Annotated in this window: 10 protein-coding genes; 7 read left to right on the forward strand and 3 right to left on the reverse strand. The window is 68.4% G+C overall.

Going from position 1 to position 14,089, the window contains the following annotated elements:
* The 4 genes from redH to mraY form a co-directional block, all read left to right on the forward strand.
* A partial coding sequence (gene redH / locus AOK01_RS19785) for an undecylprodigiosin ligase RedH (protein WP_055513520.1) occupies nt 1–2,388 on the forward strand: 2,388 nt, incomplete at its 5' end.
* A 64-nt stretch (nt 2,389–2,452) separates the two neighbouring features.
* Entirely contained in the window at nt 2,453–3,688 is a 1,236-nt protein-coding gene (locus tag AOK01_RS19790; RefSeq protein ID WP_055513522.1) for an aromatic ring-hydroxylating oxygenase subunit alpha, read from the forward strand.
* 78 nt (nt 3,689–3,766) lie between these two features.
* Nucleotides 3,767–4,447 carry a DUF1295 domain-containing protein gene (locus AOK01_RS19795; RefSeq protein WP_055513524.1) on the forward strand — a complete coding sequence of 227 codons (681 nt, stop codon included), beginning with the start codon at nt 3,767–3,769 and terminating at the stop codon, nt 4,445–4,447.
* 189 nt (nt 4,448–4,636) lie between these two features.
* Nucleotides 4,637–5,704, forward strand: coding sequence for a phospho-N-acetylmuramoyl-pentapeptide-transferase (gene mraY / locus AOK01_RS19800; RefSeq protein ID WP_055513527.1), 1,068 nt, complete (start codon nt 4,637–4,639; stop codon nt 5,702–5,704).
* 41 nt (nt 5,705–5,745) lie between these two features.
* Here mraY and AOK01_RS19805 read toward each other — a convergent pair whose 3' ends face one another.
* Together AOK01_RS19805 and AOK01_RS19810 are read right to left on the reverse strand one after the other, a co-directional pair.
* On the reverse strand, nt 5,746–6,714 hold the full coding sequence (locus AOK01_RS19805) for an SDR family NAD(P)-dependent oxidoreductase (RefSeq protein WP_055513529.1): 969 nt from the start codon (nt 6,712–6,714) through the stop codon (nt 5,746–5,748).
* A 95-nt stretch (nt 6,715–6,809) separates the two neighbouring features.
* A complete protein-coding gene (locus AOK01_RS19810) occupies nt 6,810–7,802 on the reverse strand; it encodes an AraC family transcriptional regulator (protein WP_245702324.1) in 993 nt (330 codons plus the stop codon).
* 89 nt (nt 7,803–7,891) lie between these two features.
* Here AOK01_RS19810 and AOK01_RS19815 point away from each other — a divergent pair, with 89 nt between their 5' ends.
* Entirely contained in the window at nt 7,892–8,842 is a 951-nt protein-coding gene (locus AOK01_RS19815) for an NAD(P)/FAD-dependent oxidoreductase (protein WP_245702325.1), read from the forward strand.
* 131 nt (nt 8,843–8,973) lie between these two features.
* On the opposite strand, the gene AOK01_RS19820 is transcribed toward AOK01_RS19815, so the two are convergent.
* Nucleotides 8,974–11,577 carry a glycoside hydrolase family 2 gene (locus tag AOK01_RS19820; protein ID WP_055513531.1) on the reverse strand — a complete coding sequence of 868 codons (2,604 nt, stop codon included), beginning with the start codon at nt 11,575–11,577 and terminating at the stop codon, nt 8,974–8,976.
* A 158-nt stretch (nt 11,578–11,735) separates the two neighbouring features.
* Between AOK01_RS19820 and AOK01_RS19825 the strand changes: the two genes are divergently transcribed.
* Nucleotides 11,736–12,749: a LacI family DNA-binding transcriptional regulator gene (locus AOK01_RS19825; protein ID WP_055513533.1), complete on the forward strand. Its 1,014-nt coding sequence runs from the start codon at nt 11,736–11,738 to the stop codon at nt 12,747–12,749.
* A gap of 164 nt (nt 12,750–12,913) precedes the next feature.
* On the forward strand, nt 12,914–14,005 hold the full coding sequence (locus tag AOK01_RS19830; RefSeq protein ID WP_055513537.1) for an ABC transporter substrate-binding protein: 1,092 nt from the start codon (nt 12,914–12,916) through the stop codon (nt 14,003–14,005).
* Nucleotides 14,006–14,089: the final 84 nt, after the last annotated feature.

Raw genomic sequence — 14,089 nt, forward strand, 5'->3', positions numbered from 1 at the left:
GAGGACCTGGGCCGGCCCAGGGTCGCGGTCCGTTCGTCGGCCTGCCGGGAGGACTCCGCCGCCCAGTCCTTCGCCGGCCAGCACGACACCGTCCTGGACGTGTCCGGCGACCAGGACCTGCTCGACGCGGTGAAGGTCTGCTGGGCCTCCCTGTGGTCCGACCGCGCCGCCGCCTACCGCGACGGGACGGGTCCCGCCGGCTCCATCGCCGTGGTCGTGCAGGAGATGATCCACGCCGATGTCAGCGGGGTGCTGTTCACCGTCGACCCGGTGGGCGCACGGCCGAACCGCCTTGTCGTGGAGGCCTGTTGCGGGCTCGGCGAGGGGCTGGTCTCCGGGCGGGTGTCCAGCGACTTCTTCGTCGTCGACGACCGCACGCTGGAGGTGGTCGAGGAACACGTGCGGTACAAGGTGACCAAGTGCGCTCCCCTCGCCCCCGGCCGGATCGGTATGACCAAGGTCGACGCCGCCGACCGCAACGCGCCCTGCCTGTCCCGGGAGCAGCTCGGCGTACTCGCCCGGCTCGCGGTCGAGGTGCGCTCGCAGTACGGCACGGAACAGGACATCGAGTGGGCCATGCGCGACGGAACTCTCCACCTCCTGCAGACCAGGCCGGTCACCACGCGTCCCCCGGACAGGGCGAAGGACAAGGAGCGCAGCCCGTACATCAGCCGGCAGAGCGACCCCGTGCAGCACGGCACGCTCTGGTCGCGGATGGACATCGGCGAGATCTTCGTCGGACTGATGTCACCACTCGGCCTGAGCTTCGCGCGGTACTACCAGCGGCACGTGCACGGAGACTGCGCCGCCGCGCTCGGCGTACGGGACACCGGCGACGTCGGCCTGCAGATGGGCTACTTGCAGGGCCATGTCTACCTGAACATCTCCTACACGGCCTATCTGCTCGGCCAGTGTCTGCCCACCCGCGACCAGCGCCACTTCACCCGGCGCTTCGTCAGCGAGGAGGTCGACCTCGCGACGTACAAGAACCCCTTCGGTACCTTCCCCGGGGGTGTGGAGGACCTGCGCTCCACCGCTCACTGGGTGCAGGCCACGGCCACCGAGATGCTCAGCATGAAGCACCGTGCCGAGGAGATGGCCGGCTCGCGGCTCTACGAGTTCGACCGCGCCCGGCGACTGGACCTGACGCGGATGAGCCGTCGGGAACTGAACGCCGAGCTGGGCCGCTACCTCGGCTTCTTCCATGACGCGCACGTGGGCTACATGCCGTACTACATCAACGCGTTCGGGTTCTACGGCGTCCTCACGGAGTTGTGCGCCAAGTGGCTCGGGGCCGACGGGGACAACCTGCAGAACCGCATCAAGACCGACATGTCGAGCCTGCGGACGGTCGCGTCGGCGCAGGAGGTCTGGGGCATGGCGCAGGCGGCAAAGGCCAGGCCGCGCGTCATGGAGATCATCGACGGGGCACCGCTCGACGAGATCGAGGCACGGCTGCGCCAGGACACCGAGGGCCGGGCCTTCTGGGACACACAGGTGGAGCCCTTCCTGCGGGCCAACGGCACCCGTGGGCGCCAGGAGATGGAGCTCACCCATCCGCGCTGGATCGACGATCCGTCGTACATCTTCCAGATGATCCGCCGCTATGCCGCGGACGGGTTCTCCGTCGACGACATCATGGGCCGCAGCCGTGCCCGCGCGGAGGGCGACGGCCGGGCCGCGCTGGAGAAGCTGCCGCTGCCCAAGCGGAAGGTCCTGGAGACCGTCATCTCGATGTACAGCCTGTGCAGCGAGCTCCGCGAGACCACCCGCATGTCGATGATCACCTCGATCTGGCTGGTCAGGAACATCGTGTACGAGGTGGGCGGGCGGCTGGTCGCGGACGGGGTCCTGCACTCGCTGGACGAGGTCGCCTTCCTCGACTTCGAGGACGTGCGGGCCTATCTGGCAGGTGGCGCCACGGAACGCGAGGCGTTTCCCCGTACGGAGCTGGACGAACGGCGGCGTCTGCACGAGTACCACAACCGGCTGCCCGAACCGCCGCTCACGTTCGTCGGCGAGCACGACAGCACGCAGGCGGTGCGGCCGACGGCCGACGGGACGCGTCTCGAAGGGCTGGGCTCCAGCCCCGGTCGGATCGTGGGCCGCGCCCGCATCGTGGAGGACCTGGTCTGGCAGGCCGACGAGTTCCAGCCCGGCGAGGTCCTGGTCACCCGCTACACCGACGCCTCCTGGACGCCACTCTTCGCCATCGCCGGCGCGGTGGTCACCGACATCGGCTCGATGCTCTCCCACAGCTCGATCGTGTCGCGGGAGTTCAACGTGCCGTCCGTGGTCAACACCAAGTACGCCACGCAGCGCATCAACACCGGCGACATGGTCGTCGTCGACGGCGACACCGGTGTCGTGGAAGTAGTCGAAGGCTGAGCACGCGTCCGTCAGCGAACCGTGCCGCGCCCCAGGGGGCGGTGCACCCGAGGAAGGCAGCGAGATGATCCCCGATCAGTGGTACCCGATCCTTCAGACCTGCGACATCGAAGACGACCGACCGACCGGTGTACGACGCATGGGCGAGGAGCTCGTGCTCTGGCGCGACCTCGACGGCGAACTCGTCTGCCAGAGCGCGCGATGCCCTCACAAGGGCGCCAACATCGCCGAGGGCCGGCTCAAGGGCAACACGGTCGAATGCCCGTACCACGGCTTCCGTTACGACTCCGAGGGCACCTGCAAGGTGGTGCCCGCTCTCGGCGCGAACGCCCGGATCCCCCAGTCGCTCCAGTTGAGGACCTACCCGGTGCGCGAGCAGCACGGTCTGGTGTGGCTGTGGTGGGGCACGGCGCGGGAACAGCTTCCGGAGATCGAGCTGCCTCACGAACTCGTGAGCAACCCGCGGCCCCACGAGACGATCTCCTGGACCCGGCCGATCCACTACACCCGGTACATCGAGAGCCTTCTTGAGTTCTACCACGTGACCTTCGTGCACCGGGATCACTGGACGAACAACATCGACTACACCTTCATGTACGGCACGGCGCGCAAGCTGTGGACGGACGGCCGTGAGCGCTACCTCGCCGCGAACAGGATCGTCAACCATGAGGTCCAGGTCGACGGCACCACGATCCGTTCCACCTTCGACCAGTGCGAGGAGGCGAATCCCGCAAACAGCGCCCACTTCGACCTCATCTACCAGGCTCCGGGCCTGACACACGTCAAGACCGGTCTGCTGGAGATCACCACGTGGCTCACTCCGATCGACGACGAGAACACGCTGGCGATCATGCGGCTGTACGAGTATCCGCAACTCAGGACGATGGTTCCCATCAAGCCGCTCAGACCCTGGATACTGCGGGCCTCGCTCCTCATGGAGAGGCTCGTCCAGGACCCTCAGGACGTGGGCATCATGCTCCGTCAGGAGCCCAAGGTCAGCGAACGCGGAGTGAACAAGTTCATCGCGGTCGACGAGATGAACGCCAAGTTCCTGCAGATGCGCGACCGGCTCAAGGCGGAGGCGAACACTGGGACGCAGGCGGAGACGGTGGGCACGGAGGCGTCGGTGGCACCGGTCGCCGAAACGCCTTCCGCAACCAACGGCAAGGACAACGGCAACGGCAACGGCACAAGCAACGGTACAAGTAGCAGCAACGGCTCGAAGGGCGCGAGTGGCACCCGGCGGAAGCGGACCGGGGCGGCGGGCCGGGAGGACGGCCTGGCGAAGGCCCGTTCCTGAAGCCCCCACCAGCACCCAGTGAGCCCAGTGCCCCACAACTGGCCCCCACCGAGTGAGTTCGGAAAGTGAGCGTGAAAGATGTACGGCGGGTACGACGCCTCGACCGGCCCCAAGATCCTGGTGACCACGTGCAACACGCTGGCCGTGGCGGCCGCGGGGTGGTTCCTCTTCGGCGGTACGGACACGGTCGCGGACTGGTTCGGGACCGACCCGGACCAGGCCGAGCCGCTGCGCCGGGGACTGCTGTTCGCCCTCTCGGCGATCTACCTGCTGCGCTTCGTCGCCACGACCTTCGTCATGCTGAGAAGGAGCATGGAGTGGTCGGAGGCCGCGACCGTGGGCGTCTGGGTGGTCGTCATCCACGGCACGATGGCGTACCTGGGCGGCACCGACACCGCCTCCGTGGGCGCGCTCGCCTGGCTCGGCGTGGTCCTCTACCTCGTGGGTTCGTACCTCAACACGGGCTCGGAGTACCAGCGCAAACTGTGGAAGCGGGTGCCGGAGCACAAGGGCAGGCTCTACACACAGGGTCTCTTCAAGTACTCCATGCACATCAACTACTTCGGTGACGTCGTCCTGTTCACCGGGTTCGCACTGGTGACGGGCAGCCCCTGGGCCCTGATCATCCCGGCGCTCATGGCGTGCATGTTCTCGTTCCTGAACATTCCCATGCTCGACAAGTACCTGGCCGAGCGGTACGGGGCGGCGTTCGACGAGTACGCGAAGAACACCGCCAAGCTGGTCCCCTTCGTCTACTGAGCATGCGGTTCGTCCACTGAGCGCGTGGCGGTGCCCGGGCCCGCCGCGTCGACCACCCTCGGGGTCCGCGTCAACTACCCACTGGCGTACGAAGATCGAACCTATGCATAGGGTGTGCCCTGTGACAGCCACCCATGCCGGTGAGGCAGTGCAGCACGCGAACGCAGTCGAGGGGAAAACCGCCGTCCGATGAACCAGATTTTGTTTGCCGGGGCCATCGGCCTGTTCCTGACTCTCATCGCCACGCCGCTCCTGATCAAGCTGCTGGCCCGCAAGGGCTACGGCCAGTTCATCCGTGACGACGGCCCCCGCGGCCACCACGGCAAGCGCGGCACGCCCACCATGGGCGGCATCGCCTTCATCCTGGCCACCCTTGTCGCGTACGTGCTGACCAAGGTCATCACCGACGAGAGCCCGTCGTATCCCGGTGTGCTGGTGCTGTTCCTGATGGCGGGCATGGGCGTCGTCGGGTTCCTCGACGACTACATCAAAATCGTCAAGCGGCGTTCGCTGGGGCTGCGGGCCGGCGCGAAGATGGCCGGCCAGCTGGTCGTCGGCACCATGTTCGCCGTACTGGCCATCCGGTTCGCGGACGACCGGGGCCAGACGGCGGCCTCTCTGAAGCTGTCCTTCGTCACTGACTTCGGGTGGACCATCGGGCCGGTGCTGTTCGTCGTATGGGCGCTGTTCATGATCCTGGGCTTGTCCAACGGGGTGAACCTGACCGATGGTCTGGACGGACTGGCGACCGGCGCCTCGGCCATGGTTCTCGCCGGTTACACCTTCATATGTCTGTGGCAGTTCCAGAACTCGTGCGCCAACGCGATGAACCTCACCGACCCCGGTTCCTGTATCGAGGTACGCGATCCGCTGGACCTCGCCGTCGTCGCCTCCGCGCTGATGGGTTCCTGTATCGGGTTCCTCTGGTGGAACACCTCACCCGCCAAGATCTTCATGGGTGACACCGGTTCGCTCGCCCTCGGCGGTGCCCTGGCGGGCCTGGCGATCTGTTCGCGCACCCAACTGCTTGTTGTCCTGCTGGGCGGACTCTTCGTCCTGATCACCCTGTCCGTGGTCATCCAGGTCGGCTCGTTCAAGCTGACCGGCAAGCGGGTCTTCAAAATGGCCCCGCTGCAACACCACTTCGAACTCAAGGGCTGGTCCGAGGTCCTGGTCGTGGTCCGCTTCTGGACGATCCAGGGCATCTGCGTCATCGTCGGCGTCGGGCTGTTCTACGCCGGCTGGGCGGCAAGCTGAGTGCCCTGCCCGGACCGGACGGGTCCTGGACCGGGCAGGTTCTAGCCGCGGACCACACCGAAGTCCACATCGGCCAACTCGCAACTGGCGTCCCACAACCGCTCCGCGACGGCGGTGTCGGCGAGTTGGCTCCACATCGGTTCGAGTCGGGGCCTGCCGCGCAGGCCGAAGACGCGTGGTCCCCACAACTGGCCCCCGCGCACAGCCGGGTCGAGCACCGCCCGGACCGCCGGCCGGGCGCCGGCGTGCTTGCCCTGGACGAGGAGGCCGGCGGGCGTCGCGCGCAGCCGTGCCGCGGTGGTGCGCGCATGAACCGGTGGCCGTGGCGGGGTGAGCGAGTCCAGCGCTCCGCCGGGGTGGACCACCACGCTCGCCACACTGCTGCCGGCGGCGCGCAGCCGCCGGTCGAGTTCGAGTCCGAAGTACATCTGCGCCAGCTTGGAACGACCGTAGGTGCGTTTGGGCCGGTAGTCCTGGCGGGACTCCAGGTCGTCCAGGTCCAGCCGCTCGGACTTCGCCGCGAAGCTGCCCACGGTCACGACGCGGGCCGCCGGCGCGGCCGAGAGCAGCGGCATCAGCCACCGGGTCAGTGCGAAGTGCCCGAGGTGATTCGTGCCGAACATCAGCTCGTGACCGTCCCCGGTCTCCTGGCGCGGCGGGTCGTCGAGTGCGACTCCGGCGTTGTGGACCACCGCGTCGAGACGGGCCGACCCCAGCGAGTCCACCGCGGAGCGCAGCGACGAGAGGTCGGCGAGGTCCAGCCGCAGGGCCCGTACCCGGGCGTCGGGGACACGCTCGCGGATCGCGGCCATGGCGGCTTCGGCCTTCTCCGGACTGCGGCTGCCGAGGATGACAGTGGCTCCGGTTGCGGACAGTTGCTCCGCGACGAAGTAGCCGATGCCCGCGTTGCCGCCGGTGACCAGGACGACACTGTCATCGGCGCGCGGCAGCCGGTGCACATTCCAGGGCGGTACGGAGGAAGAAGACGACGACGAGGACGAGGACGACATGACAGCCGGCTCCCTTGGTGCTGAGGGGCGAGAGGTGCGGGCGCTCTCCGGGAGCGCCCCGCCGACCAGGTTTCCGGTGTCCACCGACACATCGCCTACCGATCACCGACAGCCTCGCCGGACGACCGACGTCCTGCCGACAGGGCGCCGTCCCGCCGCGGCGACTTCCACTCCGGCGGGACCTGCGGTTCCGGCACCCCGTCCGCGTGCCGGAAGCGACCCGGTGAGACGCCGTACTCGCGACGGAACGCCCCGGCGAAAGCGAATTCCGTCGAGTAACCGATCTGCCGGGCTATCACGGCCAACGACGCGTCGGTCTCTCGCAGCGACCGGGCGGCACAACTGAGACGCCAGGCCCGCAGATACGTCATGGGTGGCTTGCCGGCCACCGCCGTGAAGCGTCTCGTGAACGCCCCCCGGGACATGCCCGCCATGTCGCTGAGGCGCGCGACCGTCCACTGCGTCTGCGGCTTGTCGTGGATCGTGCGCAGCACGGCGGCTATCGCCGGGTCGGAGATCGCGGGCCGGCCTTTCGCGCTCTCGTCCTCCGCCCACTGCCGCAGGACGTGGACGAGCATCAGGTCGAGGAGGGCCGCCCGGGTCACTCTCGTACCCGGTTGTGCCTGCGACGCGTGGTCGTCGAGCAGGCCGACGATCGACCTCAGCGCCGGGAACCGGTCATGGTCGGGCGACACCACGAGCGGGTCGGGCATCACCGCGAGGTACGGGTGCACCTGCCCGCGGTCCAGCCGGTAGGCGCCGCAGAGGAACTCGAAGTCGGCGGGGCCGGCGGGCGGCTGGTCCAGGCTCAACGTCACCTGGGGCAGCTCGCGAAGCGCACACGGGGTGTGGCTGAGCCCGTGGTCGGCTCCGGACGTGATCAGGACGACGTCCCCCGGCCGCAACGCGACGGGCGGCGCGTCGGCGGTGACGAGCCAGCCGGTGCCCCGCAGGACCACGTGGAACCCGCTCCCGGACAAGCCGGAATACCGGATGCCCCACGATCCCGACTGCCGGAACTGCCGGACGGTTCCGCGTCCGACCCGAAGGCTGGAGATCGCCTGACTGATCATGTCCACCGTGTCCACCCGCCCGATCCTATCCGCCGGGCAAACGCGTATTCCGCCGCGCCGTCCGTGTATGTCAGTGCACGTCAGCGGCTGGTTCAGTGGGTGTCATGAACGAAAACGACATCGGCGGCGGCAGCGGTTCCGGCATGAGGGACTGTGTCGTGGTCGGCGCGGGGGCCGCCGGACTGAGCGCCGCGCTCACACTCGTACGGGCCCGGCGAAGCACGCTGGTCGTCGACGCCGGCCGGCAGAGCAACCTCGCCGCAGCGGGCATCGGCGGTCTGCTCGGGCACGATCGACGCCCTCCCGCCCAGTTCTATGCCGCGGGGCGCACGGAACTGATGGCCTACCCGTCCGTCGAGCTGCACACGGGCGAGGTCACGCACGGCGTGCACGAGGACGACGGAAGCTTCACCGTGACCTTCGGCGACGGCCGTCGCGAGCGGGCGCGGAGCATGGTTCTGGCACCGGGAATGGACTACCGCTACCCACGGCTGCCCGGCATGGACGAGCGCTGGGGCGGTTCGGTCTTCCACTGTCCGTTCTGCCACGGCTGGGAAGTCACCGGTCGCCCCATGGGCGTGCTCGCGAGCGGCGCGGTCGGCGTGCACGGCGCGCTGAACCTGCGCGCCTGGAGCGACCGGGTCACGCTGTTGACCAACGGCAGCGAGCTGACCGACCAGCAGCGCGAACAGCTGGCCGTCGGCAGAGTGGGCCTGGACGAACGGCCGATCAGTCGCCTCGACGGGCCGGGAGCCGAGTTACGGGCCGCGGTGTTCGCCGACGGCGGCGAACTCCCCATCGGCGCCCTGCTGGTCAAGACGACCCTCTACCAGCGCTCCTCACTGGCCCGTGACGTGGGAGCGGGCCTTACCGAACCGGACGAGATGCTCAGCGTCGAGGCGATCAAGGTGGACGCGATGTGCCGGACCGGTGTCTCCGGGCTCTATGCGGCCGGGGACGCGGCCACCTCGGTCCCGCCGTCCATGGCGTCCGCCGTCGCGTCGGGCCACCTGGCCGGCGCCGCCGCAACTGTGCACCTTGCCGCGGGCTACTGAAGCCCGCGGCCGGAACACCCACCTCCGGTGAAACATGGAGGCCGGTGCCGAGGCCGCCCGGCGAGCGGCGGGGAGGCGTTTCGCCGGGCGGCCCGGGTGCCGGGCTCAGCCGATGTCAGCGGCAGCCGATGTCAGACGCAGCCCGTGGGGGTCGCCCGTGACACGTCGTCGATCAGGGCCTCGTGGGCCGCCTTGAGCCGTTTCACATCGGGCTTGACGACCGCGCGGTCGTACGTGACCAGCCCGTTGAGCTCGCCCTCGACGTCCGCGATCTGGGTGTACACCGCGCCGTTGCCGCCCCGGCAGGCCAGGGCGTGCACCTCGTCGAGCTTGGTGAGGTAGTCGTCGGTGTACGTGGCCGGGTCGACGTCGACATAGGACTGCTGCACGGACCAGGCATGTCCGGGCACGGCCAGGCCGAGGCCGCCGTACTCGCCCATGACCGTGGCCCGTCTGCCGTCCGGGTTCGGTGGCAGTGCCGGGCTCGGATAGCCGTGCTCGTCCATGATGTCGCCCGTGCCGCCGTCGGCGCCGAGGTTGAGGCCCGACTGGTTGTTGACCAGGCGTGTCGGGTCCCAGGCCTTGGCCTGTTCGGCGATGCGGCCCACGTCGTACTGGCCCCACCCTTCGTTGAAGGTGACCCACATGACGATCGACGGGCTGCTGATGTGCTCGTCGATCATCTGCTTCATCTCGCGCTCGTAGGTGGCGCGGGCGGTGGCCGACGGGTTCACGCCCGCCGTCATGGCCGGCATGTCCTGCCACACCATCAGGCCGAGCTTGTCGGCCCAGTAGAACCACCGGTCGGGTTCGACCTTGATGTGTTTGCGGACCGAGTTGAAGCCCAGTTGCTTGTGCAGCTTGAGGTCGTAGGCCAGGGCCTTGTCGCTCGGGGCGGTGTGCAGGCCGTCCGGCCAGAAGCCCTGGTCGAGGGTGGCCATCATGAAGATCGGCTCACCGTTGAGGACGGTACGGGGGGTCCCCCCGACGTTCTCGACGGCGATGGACCGCATGCCGAAGTAACTGCCGACACGGTCGGTGCCGACACTGACCTTGAGGTCGTACAGGAACGGGTCGTCCGGCGACCACAGCCGCGCGTCACGGATCCTCAGGGTGAGCGGGCTGCCCGTGCGGCCGGAGACGGTGGCCACCTTGCGCTTGCCCTCGTACGCGGTCGCGGTGATCCGGACTCCGTCGCGCACGCCCTTCGGAGCGACCGTCAGCGTGCCCGCGTCCACGTCGGGGGTGAGTGCGAGCGACTCGACGCGGTCGGCGGCGACGGGCTCCATCCACACGGTCTGCCAGATACCGGAGGACGGGGTGTACCAGATGCCGCTCGGGTCGAGGCGCTGTTTGCCGACGGGCGGGTTCTCGCCGTCCGCGGCGTCCGTCGGGTCGTAGACGCCGACGATCAGCTCCTGGGTGCGGCCGGGCTTGAGCGCGTCGGTGACGTCAGCGCTGAACTTGTCGTAGCCGCCCTGGTGTTCGGCGACCTTGGTGCCGTTGACGTAGACCTCGGAGCGCCAGTCGACCGCGCCGAAGTTGAGCTGCAGACGCTTGCCCGAGCCGATCTTCCAGTCCTTCGGCACGGTGAAGGTGCGCTTGTACCACATCCGGTCCTCGTGCCGCTCGATGCCCGACAGCTGGGACTCGACGGGGTACGGGACGAGGATCTTCTCGGCGAGTGTGCGGCCCACGGGGGGCTGCTCGCCCGCCTCGGCGCCGGCGAACTGCCAGGTGCCGTTGAGGTTCTGCCACGTGTCGCGGGTGAGCTGGGGCCGCGGGTACTCGCGGTGCGCGTTGGCCGGGGTGACGTCGTCGCCCCACCGGGTGCTCAGCTCGTACGTCGACTGGTTGGTGCCGCTGCTCCAGAAGGATCTGACAACGTTGCCGTCCTGGCCGGAGAGGCCCCCTGATCCGTCGTAGCGCACATCGGCGGTGCCGCGCGCGGTGCCGGTCTTGTTACCGACCACGGGCTCCTTGAGCGGGATCAGCAGCGACTTGGCGTCCGCCGGGTTCAGCCGTGCCTTGCCGAGCGGCCAGGCGGTTCCGCCGATCACCGCCTGCAGGTGGTCGGTGAGACCGGCCGGGGGTGCCTTGAGTTTCTGGACGAAGTCGAGCCGCAGGGTGCGGCCGTCCTTGAGGACCGTGCCCGCGACGGCCCCGTTGTAGTCGTAGCCCGCGGGCAGCAGGAAGGCCGACTGCGGGACGGCGGTCTTGGTGCCGCCGGGCGGGGTCCAGCGCACGTGGAGGTTGGAGCCTCCGAAGTGCTCGAAGTACTCGACCTTGAAGTCGTAGGCCGTGCCCGCGGTCAAGTCGATCGGTTCCGCGGTCTGTTCGCGGTCCCAGTCGTCGACCCAGTGGTCGATGGCGAGTTTCCCGTCCACCCAGAGACGAAAGCCGTTGTCTCCGATGACCGAAAAAGTGGTGGGACCGGTTTTCTCCGGCACGATCCGGCCGGTCCAGCGGACGCTGGCGTCGTCCGACCGGCCGGTGGCGGAACTCAGCCGGGACTCCAGGTTGTCGAAGTCGAGTTTTGTGTCGAATCCGGTGGCCTTGAGCTCGGCGAAGTCGAAGGCGCCGGGGGCGGACTGGGTGTAGTACTCGCCCTTGAGGCCGTGGATCTCGGGGGGATCCTCCACGGCTGTCGCGACGGGTGCGGCGGCAAGTCCCGCGGCACCGAGTACCGCTGCGACGAGCAGGGCGAAACGGTTTCTGAGTGGTCTGATGCGCACGAATCCTCCTAGGGTGAGGAAGGGTGGCGGCTCGGAGCTTCAGTCTGTACAACGTTGGAAGCAGAGGCAGCTCGCATGAGAGCACGGCTCCCAGCCTGCTGTCCAGGTTCATGACACAGCTCCGGTCGCGGAGTTCCCGTCGATGCCGAGGAGATCCTTTGCGGGTCAGCCTGAAGGACGTGGCCGAACGGGCCGGCGTCTCGATCAAGACCGTTTCCAACGTCGTGAACAACTATCCGCACATCACCCCGGCGATGCGCGCCCGGGTGCAGGAGGCGATCGACGAGCTCGGATACCGCCCGAACCTCACCGCCCGGCATTTGCGCAAAGGCCGTACGGGCATCATCGCGCTCGCCATCCCCGAGCTCGGAAACCCCTATTTCGCCGAGCTCGCGAGCGCGGTGATCGACGCCGCCGCCGAGCACGAGTTCACGGTCCTGCTCGACCACACGCGGGGCGACCGTCAGCAGGAACTGCTGGTCAGCCAGGGTTTCCGGGCCCGTGTGATCGACGGTCTCATTCTCAGCCCGCTGGAACTTGAGGCCGAGGATCTGCAGGGCCGGGCCGACGACGTGCCCCTGGTGCTGCTCGGCGAGCGCACCTACGGCCTGCCCTTCGACCACATCGCGATCGACAACGTGGCCGCCGCGCGGGCGGCGGTGCGCCACCTGCTCGACCGCGGCCGGACCCGGATCGCCTACCTCGGCGCCCGGACGGACTCCGCGAACCGCCCCGCCCATCTGCGACTCGACGGCTGGCGTGCGGAGTTGGCGGCGGCGGGCGTGGCGGCCGACGAGGACCTGATCGTGCCCGTCGGCGGCTGGGACCGGGACGACGGCGCGCGGGCCATGGCCGAGCTGCTGGACGCGGGCATGCGGCCCGACGCGGTCTTCGCGTATAACGATCTCATCGCGATCGGCGCCATGCGGGTGCTGCACGAGCGCGGGCTCAGGGTGCCGTGGGACATCGCCGTGGTGGGCTTCGACGACATCGCCGAGAGCCGTTTCGGAGCGGTTTCGCTGACGACGATCGCGCCGGACAAACAGGCGATCGCCCGCCTCGCGGTGGCCTCGCTGCTGCGCAGTCTCTCGGGCCGCCAGGAACCCGGCGGACGAGAACTCACCGCGGAGTTCCGGCTGGTGGAGAGGGAGAGCACCCTGGGACGCCGCTGAGGACGGCCGAACCAATTGATCGAGATTTCGGACGGAGGGGTTTACACACCCCTTCCAACGATGTAAAAACCTCCCCTGAACGCCGTGCACGTCGTGTGACCGTCAAGTGCCGAACTTCCCGGGAGTGTTCGCAGCTCCGGGGCCGCGCCGTTTTGGGGACCTTCATGAAGTTGACCGCATCTCCTCGCCGCACCACCGCTCGCACCCTCCTCGCCACCGGACTTCTCACGAGCCTGGCGCTGACCGGATGCACCAAGTCCGAGGACTCCACCGACGACAAGGCCACCGAGCAGCAGGCCGACGCGGGCCAGGAGGTCGCCTCCCCGAGCGCCGGCTCCGGGCCCTCCTGCACGCTCGAAGCCTTCGGGGGCGAGAAGCTCGATCTCAAGAACGCCACCGTCGGCTTCTCGCAGTCCGAGAAGGAAGCCAATCCCTTCCGGATCGCCGAGACCGCCTCGATCAAGGCGGAGGCGAAGAAGCGCGGGGTCAAGCTCCTCACCGCCAACGCCCAGTCGCAGTTCTCCAAGCAGATCAGCGACGTCCAGGACCTCATCGCCAAGGGCGCCGACGTGCTGGTCGTGGCACCGCTCAACTCGGACGGCTGGGAGCCCGTGCTGCGCACGGCGGCGTCCAAGCACATCCCGATCGTCACGGTGGACCGCAAGATCAACGCCACCGCCTGCAAGGACTATGTGAGCTTCATCGGCTCCGACTTCGTCGAGCAGGGCAAGCGGGCCGCCGACCAGATGATCGAGGCGACCGGCGGCAAGGGCGAGATCGCCATCCTGCTCGGCGCGGCGGGCAACAACGTCACCACGGAACGCACCAAGGGCTTCGTGGACCAGATCAAGGCGAAGGCTCCCGGCCTCAAGGTGGTGTTCCAGCAGACCGGTGAATTCGCCCGCGAGAAGGGCCAGTCGGTCACCGAGAACCTCATCCAGTCCAAGCCCGGCATCAAGGGCATCTACGCCGAGAACGACGAGATGGGCCTCGGCGCCGTCAACGCCCTCAAGGGCGCGGGCAAGAAGCCGGGCGCCGTCAAGATCGTCACGATCGACGGCACGCGCAACGCCGTACAGGGCATCGTGGACGGCTGGATCAGCGGTGTCGTCGAGTCCAACCCGCGCTTCGGGCCGCTCGCCTTCCAGACCCTCGACAGCTTCACCAAGGGCGAGGAAGTCGCGCAGGACATCGTCATCAAGGACAGCGCGTACACCGAGGCCAACGCCAAGACGGACATCACCAAGGCCTACTGAGATGCTCTCCGTCACCGGCGTGTCCAAGCTCTTCCCCGGCGCGAGCGGTGAAGTCCACGTCGGACAACGCCTTCACGCCGGGGA

Origin of the sequence: Streptomyces aurantiacus (assembly GCF_001418335.1) — a bacterium.
GTDB classification, from domain to species: domain Bacteria; phylum Actinomycetota; class Actinomycetes; order Streptomycetales; family Streptomycetaceae; genus Streptomyces; species Streptomyces aurantiacus.

Bases quoted from the DNA above. Each gene is read 5' to 3' on its own strand.
- mraY (WP_055513527.1), top strand. From the start codon at position 4,637: ATGAACCAGATTTTGTTTGCCGGGGCCATCGGCCTGTTCCTGACTCTC.
- AOK01_RS19815 (WP_245702325.1), top strand. From the start codon at position 7,892: ATGAACGAAAACGACATCGGCGGCGGCAGCGGTTCCGGCATGAGGGAC.
- AOK01_RS19805 (WP_055513529.1), bottom strand. From the start codon at position 6,714: ATGTCGTCCTCGTCCTCGTCGTCGTCTTCTTCCTCCGTACCGCCCTGG.
- AOK01_RS19795 (WP_055513524.1), top strand. From the start codon at position 3,767: ATGTACGGCGGGTACGACGCCTCGACCGGCCCCAAGATCCTGGTGACC.
- AOK01_RS19790 (WP_055513522.1), top strand. From the start codon at position 2,453: ATGATCCCCGATCAGTGGTACCCGATCCTTCAGACCTGCGACATCGAA.
- AOK01_RS19830 (WP_055513537.1), top strand. From the start codon at position 12,914: ATGAAGTTGACCGCATCTCCTCGCCGCACCACCGCTCGCACCCTCCTC.